The sequence below is a fragment of the Erysipelatoclostridium sp. MSK.7.34 genome (assembly GCF_019041935.1).
Taxonomy (GTDB): domain Bacteria; phylum Bacillota_I; class Bacilli_A; order Erysipelotrichales; family Coprobacillaceae; genus Thomasclavelia; species Thomasclavelia ramosa.
In genome coordinates, this window is the sequence record NZ_JAHPYJ010000031.1 from 1 (window position 1) to 25,328 (window position 25,328).

Annotated in this window: 21 protein-coding genes; 3 read left to right on the forward strand and 18 right to left on the reverse strand. The window is 32.0% G+C overall.

From position 1 onward, the window contains the following. Positions 1 to 91 precede the first annotated feature (91 nt). Complete coding sequence (locus tag KTF99_RS15085; protein ID WP_003536278.1) at positions 92 to 1,369, reverse strand: PTS sugar transporter subunit IIC; 1,278 nt, start codon at positions 1,367 to 1,369, stop codon at positions 92 to 94. A 15-nt stretch (positions 1,370 to 1,384) separates the two neighbouring features. Beyond that, positions 1,385 to 1,996 (reverse strand): hypothetical protein, encoded by a 612-nt coding sequence (locus KTF99_RS15090; RefSeq protein WP_008791356.1) that lies wholly within the window; start codon positions 1,994 to 1,996, stop codon positions 1,385 to 1,387. A gap of 50 nt (positions 1,997 to 2,046) precedes the next feature. Here KTF99_RS15090 and KTF99_RS15095 point away from each other — a divergent pair, with 50 nt between their 5' ends. After that, positions 2,047 to 2,736, forward strand: coding sequence for a MurR/RpiR family transcriptional regulator (locus KTF99_RS15095; protein ID WP_217215628.1), 690 nt, complete (start codon positions 2,047 to 2,049; stop codon positions 2,734 to 2,736). Positions 2,737 to 2,817: 81 nt separating this feature from the next. Here KTF99_RS15095 and KTF99_RS15100 read toward each other — a convergent pair whose 3' ends face one another. Then, positions 2,818 to 3,264 (reverse strand): S-ribosylhomocysteine lyase, encoded by a 447-nt coding sequence (locus tag KTF99_RS15100; protein WP_003536274.1) that lies wholly within the window; start codon positions 3,262 to 3,264, stop codon positions 2,818 to 2,820. After that, a complete protein-coding gene (locus KTF99_RS15105; protein WP_003536272.1) occupies positions 3,252 to 4,133 on the reverse strand; it encodes a DegV family protein in 882 nt (293 codons plus the stop codon). The genes KTF99_RS15100 and KTF99_RS15105 overlap by 13 nt, the downstream gene beginning before the upstream one ends. Positions 4,134 to 4,229: 96 nt before the next feature. Here KTF99_RS15105 and KTF99_RS15110 point away from each other — a divergent pair, with 96 nt between their 5' ends. Together KTF99_RS15110 and KTF99_RS15115 are read left to right on the forward strand one after the other, a co-directional pair. Then, positions 4,230 to 4,829 carry a YigZ family protein gene (locus tag KTF99_RS15110; protein ID WP_008791355.1) on the forward strand — a complete coding sequence of 200 codons (600 nt, stop codon included), beginning with the start codon at positions 4,230 to 4,232 and terminating at the stop codon, positions 4,827 to 4,829. An 87-nt stretch (positions 4,830 to 4,916) separates the two neighbouring features. Further along, positions 4,917 to 5,348 (forward strand): dUTP diphosphatase, encoded by a 432-nt coding sequence (locus tag KTF99_RS15115; protein ID WP_254210199.1) that lies wholly within the window; start codon positions 4,917 to 4,919, stop codon positions 5,346 to 5,348. 4 nt (positions 5,349 to 5,352) lie between these two features. Here KTF99_RS15115 and KTF99_RS15120 read toward each other — a convergent pair whose 3' ends face one another. The 14 genes from KTF99_RS15120 to ybaK all read right to left on the reverse strand — a co-directional run bounded on the left by KTF99_RS15120 (position 5,353) and on the right by ybaK (position 25,222). Then, entirely contained in the window at positions 5,353 to 5,715 is a 363-nt protein-coding gene (locus KTF99_RS15120) for a metal-dependent transcriptional regulator (RefSeq protein WP_003536267.1), read from the reverse strand. Next, positions 5,715 to 6,320, reverse strand: a complete 606-nt coding sequence (locus KTF99_RS15125; protein ID WP_003536264.1) for a class I SAM-dependent methyltransferase — start codon at positions 6,318 to 6,320, stop codon at positions 5,715 to 5,717. Before KTF99_RS15125 ends, KTF99_RS15120 begins: the two co-directional genes overlap by 1 nt. A 57-nt stretch (positions 6,321 to 6,377) precedes the next feature. Next, positions 6,378 to 6,974 (reverse strand): TetR/AcrR family transcriptional regulator, encoded by a 597-nt coding sequence (locus KTF99_RS15130; RefSeq protein ID WP_003536262.1) that lies wholly within the window; start codon positions 6,972 to 6,974, stop codon positions 6,378 to 6,380. A 123-nt stretch (positions 6,975 to 7,097) separates the two neighbouring features. Beyond that, positions 7,098 to 10,532 (reverse strand): transcription-repair coupling factor, encoded by a 3,435-nt coding sequence (mfd, locus tag KTF99_RS15135; RefSeq protein ID WP_008791353.1) that lies wholly within the window; start codon positions 10,530 to 10,532, stop codon positions 7,098 to 7,100. A gap of 8 nt (positions 10,533 to 10,540) precedes the next feature. Next, positions 10,541 to 11,095: an aminoacyl-tRNA hydrolase gene (gene pth, locus KTF99_RS15140; RefSeq protein ID WP_003536259.1), complete on the reverse strand. Its 555-nt coding sequence runs from the start codon at positions 11,093 to 11,095 to the stop codon at positions 10,541 to 10,543. A gap of 10 nt (positions 11,096 to 11,105) precedes the next feature. Beyond that, complete coding sequence (gene pulA / locus KTF99_RS15145) at positions 11,106 to 13,190, reverse strand: type I pullulanase (RefSeq protein ID WP_020994218.1); 2,085 nt, start codon at positions 13,188 to 13,190, stop codon at positions 11,106 to 11,108. Between the two features lie 167 nt (positions 13,191 to 13,357). Then, complete coding sequence (locus tag KTF99_RS15150; RefSeq protein ID WP_003536257.1) at positions 13,358 to 15,754, reverse strand: glycogen/starch/alpha-glucan phosphorylase; 2,397 nt, start codon at positions 15,752 to 15,754, stop codon at positions 13,358 to 13,360. Between the two features lie 24 nt (positions 15,755 to 15,778). Further along, a complete protein-coding gene (gene glgB / locus KTF99_RS15155) occupies positions 15,779 to 17,641 on the reverse strand; it encodes a 1,4-alpha-glucan branching protein GlgB (RefSeq protein ID WP_003536253.1) in 1,863 nt (620 codons plus the stop codon). Between the two features lie 208 nt (positions 17,642 to 17,849). Further along, the gene (locus KTF99_RS15160) at positions 17,850 to 18,854 is read right to left on the reverse strand and encodes a LacI family DNA-binding transcriptional regulator (protein ID WP_008791351.1); all 1,005 of its coding nucleotides are present in this window, start codon (positions 18,852 to 18,854) and stop codon (positions 17,850 to 17,852) included. Between the two features lie 171 nt (positions 18,855 to 19,025). Then, entirely contained in the window at positions 19,026 to 20,780 is a 1,755-nt protein-coding gene (locus KTF99_RS15165; protein WP_008791350.1) for a glycoside hydrolase family 35 protein, read from the reverse strand. Between the two features lie 19 nt (positions 20,781 to 20,799). Continuing rightward, complete coding sequence (locus KTF99_RS15170; RefSeq protein WP_008791349.1) at positions 20,800 to 22,161, reverse strand: PTS sugar transporter subunit IIC; 1,362 nt, start codon at positions 22,159 to 22,161, stop codon at positions 20,800 to 20,802. A gap of 309 nt (positions 22,162 to 22,470) precedes the next feature. Then, complete coding sequence (locus tag KTF99_RS15175; protein ID WP_003536249.1) at positions 22,471 to 24,165, reverse strand: phospho-sugar mutase; 1,695 nt, start codon at positions 24,163 to 24,165, stop codon at positions 22,471 to 22,473. A 77-nt stretch (positions 24,166 to 24,242) separates the two neighbouring features. Further along, positions 24,243 to 24,740 (reverse strand): cob(I)yrinic acid a,c-diamide adenosyltransferase, encoded by a 498-nt coding sequence (locus KTF99_RS15180; RefSeq protein WP_003536248.1) that lies wholly within the window; start codon positions 24,738 to 24,740, stop codon positions 24,243 to 24,245. Between the two features lie 2 nt (positions 24,741 to 24,742). Beyond that, positions 24,743 to 25,222 carry a Cys-tRNA(Pro) deacylase gene (ybaK, locus tag KTF99_RS15185; RefSeq protein WP_003536247.1) on the reverse strand — a complete coding sequence of 160 codons (480 nt, stop codon included), beginning with the start codon at positions 25,220 to 25,222 and terminating at the stop codon, positions 24,743 to 24,745. Positions 25,223 to 25,328: the final 106 nt, after the last annotated feature.

Here is a 25,328-nt window from a genome sequence, read left to right on the forward strand (position 1 = left end):
CCATGATTCCTGCTGGTCCCGCTCCAACAACCACAACATCATAATTATTTTTCATCTTTCCTCCATATTAAAAGTGGCATCGGCCACTTTATTATTCTGCTTCATTTGCAAGTGTGTTTTTTTCATAAACTTTAAAAAATGGATAATATACTCCAACTGAAATAATAATCAAAACAATCATGAAGATTACATTACGAATATCCAATGCTGACAAAAAACCTTGAGCAAAAAATGGCGTAAATGATGGATCAACTATATATCCCATTGAAACTAATCCAATTTTTTGAACTAAATACCCTAAACCAATCGAAATACACGGCATTACTAAAAACGGTATCGATAAAATTGGATTTAATACAATCGGAGCCCCAAACATGATTGGCTCATTAATTCCACAAATCCCAGGAACAATACTTAAACGACCAATCGAGCTAATATGCTTAGATTTAGAACGACACATTAATAAAACCAATCCTAAAGTATTACCAGCTCCACCTAATAAAGCATATCTAAACATCTGTAAATTCATGATTGCTGTTGGATCTTTTCCTAAATTTACTAATTCACCATTTAGTCCCGTATTCGCAATCCCCAAAGCAAAAACTATTGGAAATACAATTGAAGAACCATTAATTCCAAACATCCAAAGAATATTTGAAAATAAATAAATTCCCATAAACATCCAAACATTATCAACCCCTGAAATTGCAGGTGTTAAAAACGACATAATTAAATTTGGCATACTTTTCCCTGATAAAGCTACTAAAATCAAATTAGCCCCATAAATAACAATGATATTTAGCGCTAATGGCATTAAACTATTTACAAAATTAGTCACTGCACTAGGAACACTATCTGGAAAAGTAAAGACTATTCGATGACTGACTACTCGTGAAATCTCTACTGATATTAATGAAATTATTAAAGCAACAAATAGACCATCCGCACCTAAATAACTCATTGTAATAGCTCCATCCTTTAATGGAGCTGCAACCATTAAAAAAGTACACATCGAAATTATCCCATAAACCGAAGCTTTCATCTTATAACTTTCAGCTAAGCAATAAGCAACCCCAAAAGCTGAAATCAAACCAACTAAGCCCATTGTATAATTATATGGTAAAGTTAAAACATCATAATTAGCTAAAGCAAATTGTTTCCAGCTAATTAAAAACTTTAAAAAGATATTTCCTGTATTCAAATCAACCAAGTCTAAATTAATTGGCGGATTGGCAATAATTAAGAAAACTGACCCTACTACGATTAATCCTAATGACATCATCATACCCGATGAAATTGCTTGAAGATGTCGCTGCTGAGCCAATTTATTTGCAATTGGTCCTAATAATTTCTCTAATTTACTAATCAATTTTTTATCCCCCTATTAAAATTGCCAACCATTAAAAGTGAACGCTGTTTCACTAACATTCTCTGGATCATATTCTTCAAGAATTTTTGCATAGCGTTCTTTATAATCGTTATCCACCTCCATTTGTGGAATAACTTTACTAGCTTCATTCAAGAAATGGAATGAATCACGCCCCATGGCTTTTCCTCTTACTGTATGCTTGTCTAAAGCAACATCAGGTATTTCCGGTAATTTTCCCATCGCAAAAGATTTAATACAGATATTTTTTAATAAATCACTAGAACGATCTTTTTGACAACTGCATAAATATCTAATCGCGTGGATAAAATACATTGGTTGATCACCATCAGCATAATCAAAATGTTTTGACATTTGATATAAATTATTTACTAATACTGCAGCCATCGGATCTCCCATTCCAATATCTTCTACCGAAATAGTTAATAATCGACGCCACATTTTTTCTAATAATTCCGGTGAAGAAATATACATTTCATAGGCGAACATACATGCCTGTTCTTCTAAACTGCGACGAATTGATTTCTGTAAAGCTGATATTACCTCATCTCCAGCATAACCATTTCTTGTAATAATCTTTGACCATGGGTCGTACATCGTTTTTGCCATAAACTTGCTCCTTTTTCTAATCTGTGACATAATCTAATTGAGGTGATAATATGAATATCGAACATTTAAGAGATAAATTTGATTTAAATGAACTTGAATTAGCATTAGTTAAATATCTTGAAGATAATCAAAATAATTTAAAAGATATTACGATTCGGCAAATGGCCAGCGCTAATTTCACATCTACTTCTGCAATTTATCGTCTTTGCAATAAATTTGGTTTTAGTGGCTACAGTGATATGATCTATCAGCTGTCATCATCGAATAATACCCAGCTTTTTTCTCCTGATGATCTTGAACAATATATTCCAGCATTCATTAAATTATTAAATAAACATCGTCAACATAATATCATCGTTTTTGGGATGGGATTCTCTGCTCCAATTGCTGATTATTTGCAACAGCGTCTAACCCTAAATGGATTTTATGCAATGAATGTTGTCCATACTGAAATGCTTGATATTAAATATCAAGATAATTCCCTATTTATTGTGATTTCTAATTCTGGAATTACACCCCGATTAGTTGAAATTGTCGATAATGCTTTTAAAAATAACATCGATATAATTAGTTTTATTGCCAATGAAAATTCTAATCTTTATCAAAATGTAACACTACCAATTATTGTTGGTTCTTATAATTCATTTACTCATAACAATTTAGTACCAAATACCTTCTTTGGTCAGGTTCTAATTGTTTTTGAATCACTCCTTTATACATATTTGTCCTCTATAGAATAATATACGCTTATAATGACAAAATTAAATAGATGTTCTCGATAAAAAAACATGTTTCAAAATTCGAAACATGTTTTAATTTAACTATAAATAATGATATTCATGCTGCCATTCGCTAGTAACAAAATGTTTAGCCGCAGCTTTAGCTTTTTCTAAATCCATAAATGAGTAATTGCCACATTCTTCCATCTTCGCTCCAGGTATGGGTTCTTGCCAATTTGCAATCTGTTCAAATAATTCACGTACAATTTTGATTACTCGAGCCAAATCTAATTCTTTTGTAATTAAATAAAAACCTGTCATACATCCCATTGGTCCAAAATAAATTATTTTATCTTTGTTTTCGCCGTTACGAAGTAATGTTGCCCCGATATGTTCAATTGTATGAGCACCACGAGGATCTAAAGCAGGCTCTAAATTAGGTGTAGTCATGCGGATATCAAATGTTGTTAATTCACCATCTATCCGAGATACATAGACACCTTTTGTTAACTTTGTATGGTCAACACTAAAACTTGTTATTCGTTCCATGTTAATCCCTCGTATTTTTTTATATATTGATATCCAACGCCACCAACACCCATATGTGCTCCTACAACCGCTGGTAACTCTCGAACGGTAATCTCACATTCACCAATTCGATCAATAATCGCCTGTTTCATTTGATGAGCTAAATCATCAACTAAGACATGTTCAATAGCAATAATAAAGTCTTTATTGTTCAATCCACATTCATTAACTAAATGATCAACTATCTTTAAGTTGGCTTTTTTCACCGTTCTAACTTTATCTAAAGTATCGATCTTACCGCCCAACTCATAATTTAATTTCATTACCGGCACTATTTTTAATAAGTTCCCCAATAGTGCTACCGCTGGAGTGATTCGTCCGCCTTTCTTTAAATGGTCTAAATTAGGTGCCATAATCACAGTCGCTGAATCCTCAACCATTGCTGTTAAAATCGTTTCAATTTCCGCAACACTTTTACCATCATCAATTAATTTTTTAGCAACCCTAATTAAATAGCGATGATTACTAGCCGTACCCTTAGTATCAATTAACGTAACTGGTACTCCCACCATATCACAAGCCAATTTCATTCCATTCAAGGTTGAAGATAATCCAGTTGCAATCGGCAAAGCAATAATATGATCATATCCCGCATCTTTAATTCTATGAACTGCATTTTGAATTGAACCTGTTGAAGGCTGTGATGTCATCACCATTTCCCCAGTTTTATTCATTCTTTCAAATACTTCATTAGCACTTATTTCTTCTAAATCTAAATATGTTTTATTACCCATTGTAATCGTTAAAGGTACAATATAAATTCCTTGATCTTCTAACGAACCAATTGGTAACTGGCATCCACTATCTGCTAAAACAGCTATTTTTTTCATGGTCTCGCCCTCCCTATAATTACGTAACTAATATACCAAATTTATCATACTTTTGCTAGTAATATGTGTTATGATAATAAAGAAATGAGGGATTTAATGAAATCAGTACGTGAAATAACTACATATAAATGGATAATTAAAAAATCAGAATTTATTTGTACTTTAATACCGTGTAATGACGAAACTGCAATTGATAATATTATTAAAGAATATCAAGAAAAATATCATGATGCTACTCATAACTGTATTGCTTATATCGTTGGTACCCAAAAACGTGCCAATGATAACGGGGAGCCGAGCGGAACTGCCGGCCTACCAATGTTAGATGTTTTAGAAAAAAATAAACTTACTAATATCATTGCTATTGTTACAAGATATTTTGGCGGGATTAAATTAGGAGCTGGCGGTTTAACTCGAGCTTATCGTCAAAGTGTTGCTGATGCTTTAAAAGGAGCTGAGATTGTAGAAAAATTCAGTGTTCCTTTATATAAAATTACAGTGGATTATTCATACACTAAAAAATTTGAACACTTAATTAAAGTACATCATATTAAATGCATTAATACCGAGTATTTAGATCGGGTTAGTTATACCTGTTATCTTGAAAATGAATCTTTTCTAACTATTATTCAAGATCTAACCAATAATACCTATACAAAAGAATATTTGCGTCATGATTATATTGAATTATCATAATTCATGAAAATGTCACATAAAAGAGTATAATAATACTTAAGAGGTGATAATTAAATGAATGAAATTAATAAAATCTACCAAGCGCATATGAGCCACGAATTAAAATTGGTCGTTGATCCTAATCATGATGTTTTAAATAAAGATAAGGTTGAAGCAAAAGTACTAGCTTTTCTTTGTGAATTAGGTAAAGTCGGTGAAGAAGCAAAAGTATTTAGCTTTTGGGATAATTCATCTGCCAATAACAAAGAAATCCTTAACTATTATACTGATGCCCTTCATATGTTGATGTCAATCGGATTTGAATTGCACGTTGACAAACTCAAGAACTATCAAGAAATCAACAACTCCAACAATATTGCCAATCAACTAATCAAGGTTTATCAAAGCGCATTGAAAGTTAATGAAACCTACAGTTTTGAAGCATTCCAAAACTGTATTGATGATTATTTTACATTAGGTTTTAAAATCGGTCTTGATTTTGATACGATTTTAGCAAATTACAGTTCACAAAAAGACTAAACAATTAATTGTTTAGTCTTTTGTCTTTAAGTAACATCTCAATAAATTTTTGATCAAAATCACTTTCTAATTTATCCGCATATAATCTTGCTTCATATGAAGTTAACCCTAAAGCCAATATCCATCGATAAACTTGCTGATAACTTTTCAAACTTTCTTGTGCCAACATACTTCCCCGCTCTGTTAAAGTAATGTTATTTTTAATAAGATCAATATACCCTGCTTTTTTCAATTGTTTAATTGCAATTGAAACACTTGAACGTGCGTATCCTAGAGATAAAGCCAAATCAATTTGACGTACCTTTTTTCCCTCCAACAATAATTGATAAATATATCGTAAATATTTACGATTTGTTGCTTGTATCATTATTTTACTCCTTTGATCATGTAAGCACTATTCGATACCTTTATCCATTTTATTTCATGAAATAATTCTTCCAAGAACGAAATCATTTCTTTTTTTGAATAAATTCTAACATCCCCATCTTTATTAAAGCGAATAAAATAATTCATAACCTGCCGAGCAATGACTGGCAAATATGTGTCACCAATAATCAATGTTCCCCCAATTTTTAAAACACGATATATTTCTGCAATGGCTTTTTGAGGATTTGGATAGTGATGAAATGAATCATTACAATAAACAATATCAAAAGTTTGATCAAAAAATGGCAAATTCTCACTATCTCCTACTACTAAAGTCGCCTTATTCTTAAGTTGGTGTTTAGCCTTTTCAATCATTTGTGATGATAAATCAATTCCTGTAAGATGTCGATGTGAATCCTCACTAATAACTTGTTTCATTAAAGCTCCTGTCCCGCATCCTAAATCAAGTACTTCCTCACCATAACAGCGAATAATTTCATTTAAAAGATATGGATAAATTTTACGGGCATGTTTTCCATAAAAAGTAGTATCATATTTTGAAGCCTGTAAGTCAAATGTTTGTCTAGATTGTTCTTTTTTATTCATAATGCCCTCCTTAAATGAACGATGTTCATTTTTTTGTTTTAATTTTAATCCCTAGAGTCAGGGATTAAATTTCATTAATTGATTAACATACTGATTCAATAATTTTGCAACTTCATGATGATCAATATTACTTTTAGATAATAATCCAACTTGACCATATATAATAAAACTAATTAATGCCTCAGGATTTTCAATATATATTTCTTTAGCTGCAATAGCTTTTTTTACTGCTTCTAATAAATGTGGATACATATATTTGCATAATTTGATTGATAATTGTTCATGTAATTCTTCATTTTCAACACGATGAAAAAAATCATAATATTGCATATTTGAATGCTCATCACCTATTGAAGTAAATAATGCATCTATCTTATCTTTAATCGTAATAGTAGAATCATGTAAAATAGCAAGATAGCTATTACAACACTCTTCAATATAAAGATCGATTGCTGTATTAAATAGTATTTGTTTTGAATCAAAATAGCGATAACACAAACCTAACGAAACTCCCATTGTCCTAGCAATATCACGCATTGATGTTTGCGCGTATCCTTTTTCACTAAATAATTGCATCGCAGCTTTGATAATCTCTTTTTTTCGTTCAATTGTTTTATTAAAACGCTGACTAGTCATCTCATCATCTCTTTTCACACTTATTATATGCTATCATCAACAAGCATTCAATGAACATTGTTCATTTTTTGTTAGTTTTTCTAACAAAAAAAAGAGATTTGCTTTAAAAACAAATCTCCCTATTCAAGAATACTCTGTTTGCTAACTGTTTAATGTCGTTATCAATTGATTGATTCGCTCAAGCCATTGATCACCTTTTGGCAAGACAATTACAATTTTACCACCTAATTGCCTAAACACAGGTTTAGTGAAAAGTCGATTGACTAATTCAAACAATTGATCCCCTTTAACATTTTGACTATATCCTTTAGTAAAAGTAATTTCCATCTTCCCTTTAACTTCCGCTAAGTTTTCAATAATTTCAGTAGATGCTAAAATATCTAACTTCCGTTTTTCTACTAATGTACTTACTTCCTCTGGTAATTTACCGTAATAATCAATAAATTCTGATTTTAGATGATCAACACCGCTTATCGTTTTGGCATTATCTAGACGCTGATATAGTTCAAGTTTTTCAATATCACTAGATACATAATCATGAGGAATATATCCATCAACTTTGACATTAACACTTTTGATTTCTTTTTCTGCTTCCACATCCTCTTTACCCATTTTTTCGTTAATAGCATCTTGAAGAATCTTCATATACATCTCAAAACCAATTGAATCAATAAAGCCTGATTGTGTACCACCCAAAATATCTCCTGAACCGCGAATTGCTAAATCACGCATAGCAATTTTATATCCACTTCCTAATTCAGTAAACTCCTTAATTGCCTTAAGCCGTTTACTAGCTTCTTCATTTAAAACTTTAGTAGGATTATATAACAAATAAGCATATGCACCACGATTACTTCTCCCTACGCGCCCTTTAATCTGGTATAACTGACTTAATCCAAATTTATCAGCGTCTTCAACAATAATCGTATTTGCATTAGGAATATCGATTCCTGTTTCAATAATCGTTGTGCAAACGAGAACATTAAATTCCTTGTTCACAAAACGCATCATTACATCTTCTAATTCATTTTTATCCATTTGCCCATGACCTACCGCTACCCTTGCCCCAGGTACTGATAAAGTAATATTATAAGCAACATTAGCAATCTGACTAGTTCGGTTATACAAATAGAAAACCTGTCCATCACGAGCTAATTCTCGTTCAATGATCTGTTTAATTAAAACATTATTTTTTTCAATAACATATGTTTGAACTGGCTGACGATTCTTAGGAGGAGTTTCAATTTGTGACAATCCGCGAATTCCCATCAATGACATTTGTAAAGTTCGAGGAATCGGGGTAGCTGTAAGGGTCAAAACATCAATAGTTTTACGATACTCTTTAATTTTCTCTTTTTGTTTAACACCAAAACGCTGTTCTTCATCTATACATAATAATCCAATATCTTTAAAAACAATATCCTTTGATAAAATTCGATGTGTCCCTACAAGCAGATCAATATTTCCTAATTTTAAATCACTTAGTATCTGCTTCTTTTCCTTAGTCGATGTAAAGCGATTCAATAAAGCAATTTTGACAGGAAAATCCTTAAATCGTGCAATCATTGTTTTATAATGCTGCATTGATAAAATTGTTGTGGGACACAAAAAAGCAACCTGTTTATTTCCTAGAATAGCCTTAAATGCTGCTCTTAAAGCAACTTCCGTTTTCCCAAATCCAACATCTCCGCATAGCAAGCGATCCATCGGCTGACTCTTTTCCATGTCGGCTTTAATTTCTTCAACTGAACGTAACTGGTCAACTGTTAATTCATAACCAAATGAGCGTTCAAACTCCAGCTGAATCTCACTATCACTTGGGAAAGCATAGCCAGGCTGATTAATACGAGCAGAATAAATTTCAATTAACTTATCAGCAATATCATCAACTTTACTCCGTGCTTTGGCTTTTGTTTTCTGCCATTGTGAGCCTCCCAATTTATTAATTTTAGGAACTTTACCCTCATTACTTGAATACTTCCTAATCATCTTAAATTGTTCAACCGGTATATATAAAGTATCGTCTCCAGCATAGGCTACATATAAATAATCTTTATGAAATCCTTGAACTTCTAATGTTTTAATTCCTAAGTATTGCCCTATCCCATGATTATCATGTACAACATAATCACCAATATTTAATTCTTGATAATCTTTTAAAACCTTTGCATTCTTATACTTAAAATATTTTGGTTTTTTAATATTACGTGTTTTGAATAATTCATTTGCACTTATAATAACAATTTTTTCATCAACTAATTCGATTCCAAAACCAATTTTATTTACCGCAATATTCAACCCCGGATATATTTCATCTTTTATCCCAATCAAAGTATATGCCATTTCATGACGATCAAATAATTCAGTCATTAATTTTAATTGATGATCATCATCTAAAGCTACAACAACTTTTGATAACTTTAAATAAGCTCTAATTTGATTAATAATCATTGCCTCATCATCATTATTGATCATAATAGCACGAGCATTAAACAACACATCTTTATCACTTTGAGCAAAAGGTTTAAAATTAACTGATTTTCTATCAATCACTTCATATAAATCTCTAAATAGATTCAAACCTTTAATAGTTTTCCCAATACTAGCCAATTCTTGATAATAATAATGATTTTCTTCTAAATAGTTCTTATAAGCAAAATTAATATCATGATTGTTTGCTTGGATGATTAGCGGGGTATCGAGATAATCTAATAAACTAGCTGTCTGATTAAATAAATTAAAATAACCATACATCGTAAAACTAGTATCATGATTCCGCAAATTTTCTTGATCTATTGATACTTTACTTAAATAATCTTCTTGATATAACTCATCAAGTTCTTCAATCTGCCGGTCTCTTAAATCATTGATTTTACTTAAAACAGCCGGGACTTCTTGTTCATCATATAAAATATCACTAGCGGGAATAATGGTTACTTCTTTAACCTTTTCTATCGTTCTTTGACTATTTTGATTATAAAAACGTATATTATCAATCTCATCATCAAAAAATTCAATCCGTAATGGATTATCATATTGAATTGAAAAAACATCGATTACTCCACCACGTTTAGAAAAATAAAACGGCTGATCTACTCGCGGTGCTGATGTATAACCAGCCTTGATCAAAAGTTTTTGCAAATCATATATATCAATTTGCATTCCTGTTTTTAGATTTAAACAATTATCTAAAAATAACTGTCTACTTGGTAAATACCGTACCAGGGCCTGTCCATGAGTAATTAAAATTTTAGGCTGATCAGTTGTCAATTGATATAAAGCATCAATTCGCTGTCCTAATAGTTCTGGCGATGAGGCTAAAGCTTCAATTCGATATGACTCATCAACTGGAAAAAATAAGCTGTCTTTTTCATTAATCAATGAAATCTGTTGATACAACAAGTTAGCCTCATACTGATTTGGTTTAATTACAATAATATCTTTTTGTAATGTCAAAAAGGCACTAGTTACTAATAGTGCCTCATCGTTAAGATCATTAACAATGATATTCCCCTCTCCCTTTAACAATGTTTTAAAGGCAGGGTTTTGTTTCAATATTTCATCTATCTTCTTCATATAAACCTCTAATTATAACGATTCATAATGTAATCAAAATCATGATCAAGATAATCCAAAACAGCATCACTAGCCTTATCAATTCCTTGATTGATTGCTTCAGTCTCCTCTTTTGCAAACCTTGATAAAACATAATCAACTACTTTCATATACTTGTGACGATCAATTCCCACACGAATTCGTTTAAAATCTTGACTAGATAAATGAGCGATAATGTTTTTTATCCCATTATGCCCCCCAGCGCTGCCAGTTTTACGTAATCTTAATTTACCAACCGGCATATCCAGATCATCATAGATAACAATAATATCTTCTTTATCCAGTTTAAAAAAATTCATTGCAGCAATTACTGACTCACCAGAAAGATTCATATATGTTTGCGGCTTTAATAAAATAACATCTTCTCCATGATATTTTACCTTTGTATATAAACCTTTGAATTTATTCTGATTTATTTCTGTATTTAATTTATTAGCTAATTCATCTACTACCATAAACCCACAGTTGTGACGAGTTCCTTCATACTCTTTCCCAGGGTTTCCCAATCCTACAATTAATTTCAATTTAATTCTCCTATCTTGCTAGAACAACAATCGTTCTAGCTCCTATTTGCTGATCAGTAATTTCACCATAAAGGTGCTGATAAGCAGTTTCTTCATAATCAAATGTAAAACTTGATGGGTTAATGTAAATAACAAATTCACGATATTCACCTTCATCTTGTTTTAGAGTATATTTTAACATTTTAAAGTCAATATTTTCAACCATAACATTTGCTTCAATCTCTTTTCTAGTTGCATAGCGAAAACACTTATTATCTTTACGTAATTGAATAATTTTTCTTATCTCATTAATATCATCTTTATAAATATCTCGAAAATCCCAATTAATACAGTTAATATTATCAGGTGAATTATAAGTATTCCCAATCCCGCCTTTAGTTCGATAAAATTCTTGTCCCGCATGGATAAAGGGAATTCCCTGCGACAATAACACCATGATCGTAAGATTCTTTTGTCGAGTTATTATCCCATCTAAACCTTCTTCAACATTAGAAATATACAATTTATCAAAAACCGTCGCATTATCATGACATTCAACATAATTAATTGATTGGTCCGGACTTGTATAACGATTAGTCGCTGTAATTACATTTCTTGCCTTTTCTGTTTCGTAAAGATTTCCCGTAATAAAACCTTTATTAACTAAAACATTATCACTGCTTCCACCTTTAATAACCTCACGATATTCATCATTAAAAAAACTAATTTTCGGCATTTTTGCATGATTATCCTGCATCGCCTTTTGCTCATCTGGTAAATTAGTCGGCATATTCCAACCCTCCCCATAAACCATAAATGAAGCATCGTAAGCAGAACAAATTTGATAGACACGATTAATCGTTTCAATATCAATAATTCCCATTAAATCAAAACGATACCCGTCAACACCATAAAAACTTTGCCAGCGTCTCGACATATCTATAATATACTTACGCACCATATGTTCACCACTATCCAAATCATTACCACACCATGAACCATTTGATAAACTCCCATCTGGATTTTTTCTAAAATAGTAGCCAGGTACGATTCGTTCAAAAGCACTCGCATTAACATCATACATATGGTTATAGACAACATCCATCACTACCCGAATTCCTTTCGCATGCAGATCTGCTATCATCTGTTTACACTCAACGATCCTGCTGTAACCATCATTAGGATTTGTACAATAACTTCCTTCAGGAACATTATACTGAGCTGGATCATATCCCCAATTATATAGTACTTCCTGGTGATTTTCATCGACAGTCGCAAAATCATAGATTGGCAATAATTGTATATGTGTTATTCCTAATTCCACTAAATAATCTAACCCTGCACTATTACCATGTTTAGTCAATAACCCAGTTTCTCTAATTCCAGCGAATTTTCCTTTGTACTTACTTAAACTGTTTTCATACATCGTAAAATCACGGACACTAGCTTCATAAATAATCGCATCTGTCTTATTTTTTAATGGCTTTAAACATTCCCGATTCAGGTCGATCTTAATCTTATTTAAATCAACAATATAACTACTTTTACCATTTGATGAAGATCCATAAGCATATGGATCCAATGCCTTAATATAACTATCATGATGTCGTACTAGATAAACATACTCACAGTTATCAAAATTTCCCGCAACATATGAACAAAAAACACCGTTACCAATTCTTTTCATTTCATAACTATATGTAGTATGGTCTTTAGTAATTGCAACTTTAACAGCTAACGCTGTTGGAGCCCATACTTTAAAAATCGTATAATCTTCATGATATGAATTTCCTAAATCATTACCATCATAATAGTTATTTTTTAAAAACTCAGCATCATAGATCAGTTGAGTATATTGGAGGGTTTCCGCTAAACCATATGCATCTACAATTTGATAAACATGACAAAAATCTATTTCGACATTATCGAAATAGTAATGAACGTATTCTTCTTCTACAAATTTAGCGGATATTTCTATTTCTATCAAAGTATTATTATTTAAATCTCTCAAATAAAAACGAGGACAATTTCCTTCGTAATATCTTCTAATCAATTGTACTTCGATTTTATTTACAGATACCATCTTTGCAATCATTCTAATGGCACTTTTTTCCATGATTTTCACCCTTTCATCTCGTGTTCATTATATCCTATCACTTCTCAGATAGCAATGATATAAAATGTAGATAATCAGCATTTTTTTAGACTATATACAGATAATTTGGGTTTTATCAATAACTTATATACCAATTTTAATCAAAAGAAAAAGGGATTTTCAATCCCTTAAAATTTTACTTTATCTAAATGCCAAATATCGTCAACATATTGTTGAATAGTTCGATCTGATGAGAAGAACCCACTCTTTGCAATATTTGTTAGACATACTTTTGCCCATCTTGAACGATCTTTATATAGATCACGCACAGAACTTTGAGCTTGGCAATATGCTTCATAATCAGCCAAAACAAAATATTCATCATTTTTATTCATTAACTCTTCAAAAATAACCCGGAATTCTTCACGATTCTCATGGAATGTACCATCCATCAAGCTATCGATAATTCTCTTTAATCTTGGATTATTATTATAATAATCCCATGCCTTATAAGCACCACTCATTTGTAATTCTTTAACTTCATGATCTTTCATTCCAAAGATTACACAGTTTTCTTCACCAACTAATTCTGCAATTTCAACATTTGCTCCATCCAAAGTCCCTAATGTAATCGCACCATTCATCATAAATTTCATATTTCCCGTACCACTAGCCTCTTTACCAGCAGTTGAGATTTGTTCCGATACATCAGCCGCTGGCATGATTTTTTCAGCTAAAGTAACTCCGTAATTTTCTAAAAAGACTACTTTTAAGTATTTATTAGTTTCCGAATCATTATTTACAACATCGCCAACACTATTAATTAACTTAATAACTTTTTTAGCAAAATAATATCCACTTGCAGCTTTTGCCCCAAAAATAAATGTTCTCGGTTCAATTCTAAAATCAGGATTTTCTTTCATTCTTAAATACAGATCAATAACATGAAGAATATTTAATAATTGACGTTTATAAGCATGAAGACGTTTTACTTGAATATCAAAGATACTGTCAACATCAACAGTAATTCCGTTATGTTCTTTAATATAGTCAGCTAAAATTTGTTTTCTTTCTTTTTTCACCGCCAAGAAACGATCTTGAAGGGTAAGATCATCTAAATGCCCCATTAGATCTTCTAATCTTTCAGGATGCTTGATCCATTCATCTCCGATATATTCACTAATTAATGATGATAGTTCTGGATTGCAATATGCTAACCAGCGACGATGTGTAATCCCATTAGTCTTATTATTAAATTTTGATGGATATAATTGTGCAAAATCTTTTAATTCACGTTCCGCTAGAATATCAGAATGTAATTTTGCCACCCCATTGACACTAAAACTTCCAACAATTGCAAGTCGCGCCATGTAGACTGTACCATCGCGTAAAATCATTACTCGATTCAATAACTCTTCATCACGGTCACTTGCCATTTTAACATACCCAATAAAACGTCGATGAATTTCTTCAATAATTTCATAAACTCTTGGCAATAATGACTGCATTAAACTGATTGGCCATGTTTCAAGCGCTTCAGCTAAAATCGTATGATTTGTATAAGCAAACGTCTGTGTCGTAATATCCCATGCTTCTTCCCATTCATATCCTTGTTCATCAATCAAAATACGCATTAATTCAGGAATTGCTAAAACAGGATGTGTATCATTTAATTGGATAACATTTTTTTGATGGAAATTATTCAAATTTGGATATTGTCTTAAATGCGCCCTTACAATAGAATTTAATCCTGCACAAGTAAAGAAATATTCTTGTTTCAAACGCAACATTTTTCCCGCAGGAGTTGAGTCATCAGGGTATAACATTTGACAAATATCTCTAACATTTTGGATATATTGCCTAAAATCTTGATTTGCAGGAATATTATCACTTGCTTCAGCACTCCACAAACGAAGCGTATTAGTATTTGTAGTATCATTACCGACAATAGGGACATCATAAGGAACTGCGTACACTTCCTCAGCATCAACATGTTCATATTTCCCTGTCGTTTCATTAAAAATAATTTTACCAAAGAACTTTACTGGTACTCGATGTTTCGGCTTTCTCACTTCCCAGTTAAATCCTGTTTGCATCCATTGATCTGGTAATTCGATTTGATAACCATTTTCAATTTTTTGTTTAAATAATCCATATTCATAACGAATCGTATGCCCATGCCCCGGATATGCTAGTGAAGCCAATGAATCCATAAAGCAAGCTGCTAGTCTTCCAAGACCACCGTTTCCTAGACCAGCATCTGTTTCAAGCTCCTCTAAATCATGAATATTGATTCCATATTCTTCAAGACCATCTTTAGCAATCTGATATATTCCTAAGTTCATCATATTATTTACTAATAATCGTCCCATTAGAAATTCCATTGAGAAATAATGCATTTGTTTTTGATAGTTATTACGAATAATCGCTTTACTAGTTGCCCAGTTTACTGAAGCATAGTCACGAACCATTGTTTCCAAAACTAAGAAGCGTTCAGTAATATGTGCTTCTTCTACAGTTCGTCCATAAGATTCTATAATTCTTCTTGAAAATTCAAATTTAAATTCTTCTTTATTCTTAAACATTTTATCTCCTCTTATACCAGTTCATTATTTAGAGCCTTTATATTCGAAAATCATGCTGCCAAATGGCGCAATATTTACTGGTATGTAATATTCCTTATTTAAAGTTTGACCCTCTTTAGCTTTTATAGCCCGTTTATTAACGAAATTGCTTCCAGTATAGATATCAGTATCACTATTTAAAATTTCTTTATAACTTCCTGGCTGATTTACTGGAACCATATATCCCTCATGTTTGTTTCCTGTAAAATTCATAACAGCAATTAAAGAACTTCCATCCGTTCCTTTTCTTTCAATTGCAAATACACTTTGTGCTCGATCATCAACAACTAACCATTCAAAACCATCCATTCCATAATCCTGTTCATACATACATGGATATGTTTTATAAACTTCATTTAATCTAATCATAAATTTATGAAAGGAATCATGAATAGGATACTTAAGAATATTCCATCCTAAAGCTACCTTTTCATCCCACTCTTTATATTCACCCAATTCATTTCCCATGAAATTTAATTTCTTTCCAGGATGAATCATCATATAAGTATAAAGTGTTTTTAATTGGGCAAATTTTTGTTCATTATTACCCCAAATTTTATCAATGATAGTTCCCTTACTATGAACTACTTCATCATGAGAAAATGGTAAAATGAAATTTTCACTATAAAAATAAGCCATCGAGAACGTTAGTAAATTATGATCACCTTGACGATAAACTGGATCTAGTTTCATATATTTTAAAGTATCATTCATCCATCCCAAATCCCATTTATAATCAAATCCAAGGCCACCAATATCTGGTGCTTTTGTAACGCCATTAAAATCACTTGAATCTTCAGCAATCAACATCACACCAGGATAATAACCCTTCATATGATTATTCATACGTTTCATGAATTCTAACGCACCATCATTAACTCCAGCTTCTTTATTGCCTTTCCAATAGATCAAGTTACTTACCGCATCAAAACGTATCCCATCAATGTGGAAATATTCAGCTAAAAAGCCAACACTACTCATTAAAAAGCTTCTAACTTCTTCACGCCCAACATCAAAATAAACACTGTCCCATTCAGTATAACGACGATTAATATCTGGATAATCATATACAAATCCACCATCAAACTTATAAAGACCATGTCCATCTTTTACATAATGTGCAGGAACAAAATCCATAATGACACCTATTCCCGCCTTATGACAAGCATTGATAAATTTCATTAAACCTTTCGGTTCACCATAACGACTAGTTATACTAAAATACCCAGTTGCTTGATACCCCCACGAACCATCAAACGGAAATTCTGTCAGTGGCATTAATTCCAAATGAGTATAGTTATTTTCAACTAAATATGGAATTAGAAGCTCTATCATCTCTTCATAAGAGTAGAATTCACCGTCTTCTTCTGCCGTAAAATCCTTTTTCATTTTCCAAGAACCAATATTTACTTCATAAATATTCATTGGTTTATCAAAATTCTTTGTTCGGCTATTAAGCCATTTTTTATCAGCCCAACGAAACCGTTCAATATTGTAAACCCTTGACGCTGTTCCTGGTCGTAACTCACTATAAAACGCATATGGATCAGCACGATCTACTGTCGCAAAATTTTGTGTTTCAATCCGGTACTTATAAAGAGCAAATTCTTTTACCCCAGGAATAAATAAAGTCCAGATTCCTCCATCTGTATACCTTTCCATATAATGGTTTTGCCCATCCCAGTCATTAAAATCACCTACGACTTGTACACTTCGTGCATTAGGTGCATAGACGGTGAAGCGGACACCTTTTTTGTGGTCATTTGTTTCTAAATGAGCACCAAATACTTTATACGCTTCTAATGTATTTCCTTTGTGAAATACGTGAATTAAAAAATCATCGAGCATGTGTCACTCCCCCTTTTCTTAGATATTCCCATTATAACATAATTTATCTGGTATTTCATTAAAAAGATAGCGCTTTCATTACGCCGATAATTGATAATATAATACTAAATTCAACATTTATTTAAGTAAAATAAAAAAAGCGGCCTAATAATCAAACATTCTTGATTTTAAGACCACAGCAGCAAAAACTATCCTAATAACACTAATTTTATATAATTTTCTTACATGATTTACGTTCTAGTAACGAGCATGGCAACTGTACTCGCATCGGAAATAAAGCTTTTTTCTTTAAAATCATTTCATGTAACAGCATCGCACCAAGATTTCCCATCTCCTTTGAAGGCGCATAAACAGTCGTTAATGATGGTGTAGTAAAATTACCAGCTTCAATATTATTAAACCCAATAATAGAAACTTGTTCAGGAACTCTTATTCCCTGATCTTGTAATGCCCGCATTGCACCTATAGCAATTGGATCGTTGACAGCAAAAATAGCCGTTGGAAGTTCCTCGGTTTTAGCTAAATTATGTATCAAATTATAGCCAGCTTCACTCGTTAATTCATTTTCCAGCAGCAATTCAGTATATTTCAAGCCAAAATACTGGCAATATTTAATAAAACTACTCTTTCTAGTACTAATATGAAGTGATAATTCTTCGTACTCGCCCCGTCCTAAAAAACCAATATGTTTATGACCTAAACGGTTAAAATAATCAACCACCTGAAACATTGCGTTATCAAAATCCAAAGTTACACAACATTCAGTTACAGGGCTGATATCCATATCCAACAAAACAATATTTTCAGTGTACTCCTTTAATTCTTTTACCACTTCAAATTCAAACTTACCAATACAGATAATTCCTTGAACATTTTCCAAAACCTTATTTAAATCCATATCGTCTTTTCTAATTCTTTTAGCAATGATTCCATTTGTTTTTAAATAATTTTCAACACCTTGAATCAAAGATAAATAATATGTATCGCGCATTTCTTGTTCAAAAGAATACCACTGGATAACTGCCACTGTCAAAGCTTCATCATGATTTCCCTTACGTTTTGATTTAGGAATATAGTTTAATTGTTCAGCTGCTTTGATGACTTTTTCTTTCGTTTCTGGTAAAACAGTCAATGAATTGTCATCATTTAATATTCGTGATACAGTTGCGATTGAAACATTCGCAAATTCAGCAACCTCTTTTAATGTAGCCATATTAACCCTCCTCAATCGATAAAACAGCTCTTTCATAGTATTATAAGTGAATTCTATCATAATTTCTAGATATTCTTTTAATAATCATTTCTCATTAAGATCATTAGTAAAAAAAGTTTAAATTCACTTGTCTAGAATTTAAACTTCTTTTAATCAGAATACTTCTACTGTTTATAGATATTTTGGCTGACCAATTAATTCAATCTTGTCACGATAGCAGCCTTCTGTTTCAAAAATAATAATTTGATTAATCCCTTTTTTTAAAAACGGACCTGGTATATATAGTGATAGTGTTGGTCCGGCCTCATAGAATCTGCCACAATGATGACCATTTACAAAGACCACACCCTTTCCAAAGCCTTCCAAATCAATAAAAGTTTCTTTAACTTCATCAGCTTCAAAAATATATTCATGGAAACCTGGGCCTGATTGATAACCATTTTCCCAGTTCAATAAATCAAGATGCTCAAAATTAAGACAGTAATGTTTCCATTTTTTGGTAAAATGGATATCTAAAATTACCCCATTACGGATTCCTTTTTGTTGCGTCTCAGCTTGTAACTTAGAACCATAATTGACCCGACCCATATTTTCCATTAATATCTTTAAATCATGAGTATCATTGCTATGTGTCGGTAAATTAATCTCATCACCAATTTCTTCTTGATATTGAGTAGCAATCTCTTGATCATCCAGATATATTTTTGCTCGATCACGTCCATCAATAATTCGCATCCGTAAATCATCAGTATAACTTTTAAAAGTATGTTGATAGACCACGTAACCATAATAATGATCTAACTCTTCCATCGTTAAAGGCCAATCAGACTGATGACAGGCAGCAATACAATCAAGCGTACTAAATAAAGAGACACTTCGATTTTTTATTATTTGACCATAATTTTTAGTTTGACGCCGCTCTGGTAAACGCTCTTTTTTTCCAGTGATTACTTCTCTCAATAAATGGTATTTCTCTGTTTTAGCACCATACTCAGTTAGAATCGCATCATAATCATATGAAGTTATTTGGGGCAAATCATGTTCTTTTCGAGCCGAACAGCCATTCATCCATCCAAAATTTGTCCCGCCTTGAAACATATAAAAATTGACACTGCCCAACGACAACATTTCTTGCGCTGAATTTACAAATTCTTGGGGATCTCTTTTAATTATTTCTTGATTCCAGCGATTAAACCAGCCATCCCAAAATTCCATACACATTAACGGTGCCGTAATTTGATGGGATTCCATGAATTTTTTTAACACTGTAATATTTTCTTTTGCTTGTGATCCAAAGTTTCCTGTAGGAAAAACTTTTTTTTCCAATAAAGAACCCGCATTTAAGGCTTCATGCCATGTTCCATCAGCTGTAAAGAGAGGTACTTCAATTCCATATTTTCTCATCATCTGATACACAGCCAATAAATATTCTTTATCTTCACCATATGAACCATATTCATTTTCTAATTGAGCCAATATTATCGGCCCATTTTGAGTAATTTGATACTTACTTAATTTAGGTAATAAAATTGAAAAATATTGATCCAGACATTTAAGATATTGTTTATCATTAGTTCGTAAACGAATACGAGGATATTTTAACAACCATGCTGGTAAACCACCCATTTCCCATTCAGCGCATATATAAGGTGAAGCTCGTAATATAACAAATAATTCCAATTCCTCAGCTAGTTTCAAAAATGTTTCAATGTCTTTAATACCCGAAAAATCATATTTTCCTTGATATGGTTCATGTAGATTCCATGGTACATATGTTTCAACAGTATTGCATCCCATTGCTTTTAAATCCAAGAGTGTGTCGCGCCAATACTCAGGTACAATTCGAAAATAATGCACTGCTCCAGAAATAATCTTAACTTTATTTCCATTGATGAAAAACTCTTTATTTACTTCAATACTACCCAATATTATTTACCTCTTCCACTTATTTTTCTTCAAATTTAGGATTGTTTGCCAACTTAACAAACGGTAAATAAATAATTACAGCTAAAGCCAGATTTACAAGTGATAAAATAATTGCTCGCCAATCAAAACCAGTTGCAAAGAATCCATAAAGAACCGGCGGCATGACCCAAGTAACATTTTGTGTAACTGGTGCAACTAATCCTAATGCTGTTGCCCCATAAGCAACTGCTGACAATACAATTGGTGCCAACAGGAAAGGAATGAACATTAACGGATTCAAGACAGTTGGCAGCCCATACATAACAGGTTCACCAATATTAAACATTACTGGAGCTATACCTAATTTAGCTACTTCACGATAATGTTTATTTTTAGATTGCCAAAAAATTGCAATTAACAGGCCTAATGTTGCATACCAGACAAAGGCACCATATGATACACTCGTCCATAAATATGGTATTTCTGTTCCTTTTTGGAAAGCTTCAAGATTCGCCAATAATGCAACACCAAAAACACCTTCCATGATCGGTGCCATAACATTCCCACCGTGGATTCCAAAAAACCAAAATAATTGAGTTAAAAAAGCTACTAAAATAATAGAAAGCGGATTTTGAGAGAAGCCCAACAATGGTGTTTGTAAAATATCATAGATCCAATCAATAATTAATTGACCTGTCACCAAATTAAATCCATAAGTAATTGCTGCTACAGCATACATAGCAATAAAAGCCGGAATAATTGAAGTAAATGGCACCGAGATTGCCGGAGGTACAGAATCAGGTAATTTAATCGTCCAGTTTTTCTTCATGAATTTACTATAAATCACTACCGCTAAAAAACCAATAACAATTGCTGTAAAATAACCACGTGAATTAATTTGGTTTCCTGGTAATAAGCCATTGATCGTTACTGATAAATTTCCATCACTAAAATTCAAGCCAGTGACCTGATTAATAATTTTCCCAATATCAGCACTAACACCCTCTAATTGAAATGTTTGCGTAATACTTGTTCCTAAAGAAATAACAAATGATGATAAAGCAACTAATCCTCCAGATAATTTATCTGTTTCGTATACTTTAGCGATATTATATCCTAAAGCAAAAATAAAGACTAAGGAAACAATTGCTAAACTCCCATTAAAAATCAAATTATTAATACTAATCAACCATTGAAATGCGTCAGTGATTCCTGTCCACCCAAATTCAGCAGGAAAATCTACAAAAAAAGCATTTAACAATAATGCGATCGATCCCGTCATAACCACAGGCATCGTTGCAATAAATGAATCACGTAATGCGACTAAATGTTTTTGTGAACCAATTTTAGTTGCAATAGGCAATAATCTTTCAGACATAATATCCATAAGTCTTTGATACATTTTCGTTCTCCTCATATATTTATTTTTAGATATTTGTTCATCGATGTTTTTATATCTATTTATATTATATAATTATAATAAAATAATGTAAATATTTTTACTGATTATTTTACTTATTTTTTACTTAATTTTATTATATTTTAACTAAAATGATTAAATCTTATTAAAATTATACTAATAAATAAAAGCAAAACAGTAAAATAATAATTTTTTTTACTGTTTTTTACTGATTTTAAATAAAAAAGATGGAGCTAAAGAGTTTTTACTCAAATTAGAGCATAAACTCTCTAAAGTCCATCTTTTTATAATCTATTCACCAATAATACTTAATATATCTTTTTGGAAAACTTCTGTTTTTACACTCGCATCATCAGCATCATTACCTTTTATTGAAAAATAGAATTTACATTTTGGTTCTGTTCCACTAGGACGAGCCGCAATCCATGATCCATCTTCCAAATAGTATTTTAATACATTTGATTTAGGTAGATCAATAACTGTCGTAGTTTCATTTTCAATACGTTGACTACTTTGATAATCTTCTACTGCTAATACTTTATATCCTCCAATCACACTTGGAGCATCTTTTCTTAAATTATCCATAATTTCTTTAATACGTTTTGCACCTTCAGCTCCGGCTTTGCTTAAAGCAATTTGCGATTCTTTAAACGTACCATGTTTAGCATATAATTCATTTAAAACATCAATTAGATCTTTTCCTTGATGTTTATAGAAATTACCAGCTTCTGCTGCCATTACAACCGCTTGAACTGCATCTTTATCACGAACGAAATCCTTAACTACACAACCATAAGATTCTTCATATCCGAAGATAAATTCTTTTTCTTTTGTTTTTTCATATTTACGAATCTTATCACCGATAAATTTAAATCCTGTCAATGTTTTTTCAACCTCAACACCATAAGATTTAGACACCAATTCACCTAAATCACTAGTAACGATCGTATTATACATTACTGCATTAGCTGGTAATTTACCTTGCTTTTTAAGTTCGCTTAAAATATATTCTAAATATACTGCAGCACTTTGATTTCCAGACATCAATACATATTCACCATCATGTTTAGCAACAACACCTAATCTATCACCATCAGGATCGCAAATTACAACGACATCTGCATCAACTTCTTTAGCTTTTTTAATTGCTAGATCATATGAGCAGTCAACTTCAGGATTTGGTGATTTAGTATTTGAAAAATCAGGATCTGGTGCACACTGAGCTAAAACCGGAATAACATTATAGCCTAAACGACTCAAACAATTTCTAACTGGTAGATTTGAAGTACCGTGTTGTGGTGAGAAAACAATTTTGAAATCTTTTTTATCCATACCGGGATTAATTTCAATTGCCATTACTTCTTGATAATATGCTTCATCTACTTCTTCACCGATCCATGTAATATATGGATAAGCTTCTTCATCGCTAATTACTTCTACTGCCAATTCATCTTTAACTTCATTTACATATGCAACTACTTGATCTCCCCATTCAGGAATTAATTGGCATCCAGTATCATCATATACTTTATAACCGTTGTATTCTTTAGGGTTATGACTTGCAGTGATCATAATCCCACCAGCACATTTTAAATAACGTACTGCATAAGATAATTCTGGAGTTGGTCTTAAACTTTCAAAAATATAAGATTTAATTCCATAAGTAGCTAAAACTTTCGCACTTTCAATTGCAAATTTGTAAGACATGTGGCGGTTATCATAACCAATTGCGACTCCACGTTCTTTTCCTTCTGGTAAACCTAATACATATTTAGCAAAGCCAACATTAGCCTTTCTAATTGTATAGATGTTCATTCGGTTAGTACCAGCCCCTAAAATTCCTCGCATTCCTGCAGTTCCAAACTCTAGGTTCATATAGAATGCATCCTCTTTTTCCTTTTCATTCATGCTTGCTAACTCTGCTTTTAGTGATGGATCTAAATTTTCACAATTTACCCATCTTTGATATTCTTCATTGTAGTTCATGTTTTTCACCTCTTAATTTAATTATAACAAACCTGTAAAAAAATAACTACTTGTTTTATAAATGAAATTACTACAAATTAGAACTCAATTCCTTTACGCGCTTTTATTCCTTTATCATATGGATGCTTATGTTTCTTAATTTCACTCGAATAATCTAGAATCGGTTTTAATTTATGACTAGGCTGACGCCCTGTTAAAATTACCTCGTGAGTTTCTTTTAAGCTTACCAAGCAATCATACACTTTCCCTTCATTTAATAAATTTAAAGCAATTGCATCAAGAATTTCATCTAAAACAATTCCTTCATAACTTTCATCTATTTGTTCAAATAACTCATCTTCTAAACGACTCACCAATTTTATCATCTCTGGATCATGCATATCAATAAACATCTGAGGCATTTTAGCATACAACACTTTAATTCCACACTTTTTCAGCATCTTTATTTCACTGCTGTCACCGTCTTTCAAAAATTGTAGAAATAATACTTTTTTATCTGCCCCAGCCATTCTTAATGCTTGTCCTACTGCAGCAGTAGTTTTTCCTTTACCATTACCATAATAACATTGAATCATCGCTATCTCCTTATCACATCACCAACTACCGCATCTAAATATGCTAGTAACTGCTTTGCTTCTACAATCATTTGATATCCTCTTTTTCCAGCACTGAGAGCAATTTTATCACACTCATTAATTGAGCAATCAAAATAAGTATCAAATTTTTTCTTCATTCCCACTGGACTACAGCCTCCACGAATATATCCGGTCGTTGCTAATAAATCCTTCATATGAATCATTGCTACACTTTTATTATTAGATAACTTTGCCAATTTTTTTAAATCTATTTCCTCTAATACCGGTATACAGCATACTAAAAAACCACGGTTTCCTTTTAAAACCAGTGTCTTAAAAATATCTTTAGCCGGTATTTCAACTTGTGCAACAATATGTTCACCACTTAAATGATCTTCATCATATTCATATTCCTTTATTTCGTAATCAATCTTTGCTTGATCTAATAAACGTAAAGCATTAGTTTTAATTTTTTTAGCCATAAAAACCTCCTAACAACATTATTATCTTAATCCAAACATAAATTTTAAGCAAATAAAAACCACGCCTAAAAGACGTGGTTTTCTCTGAGGCTATAAGCCTATGTTG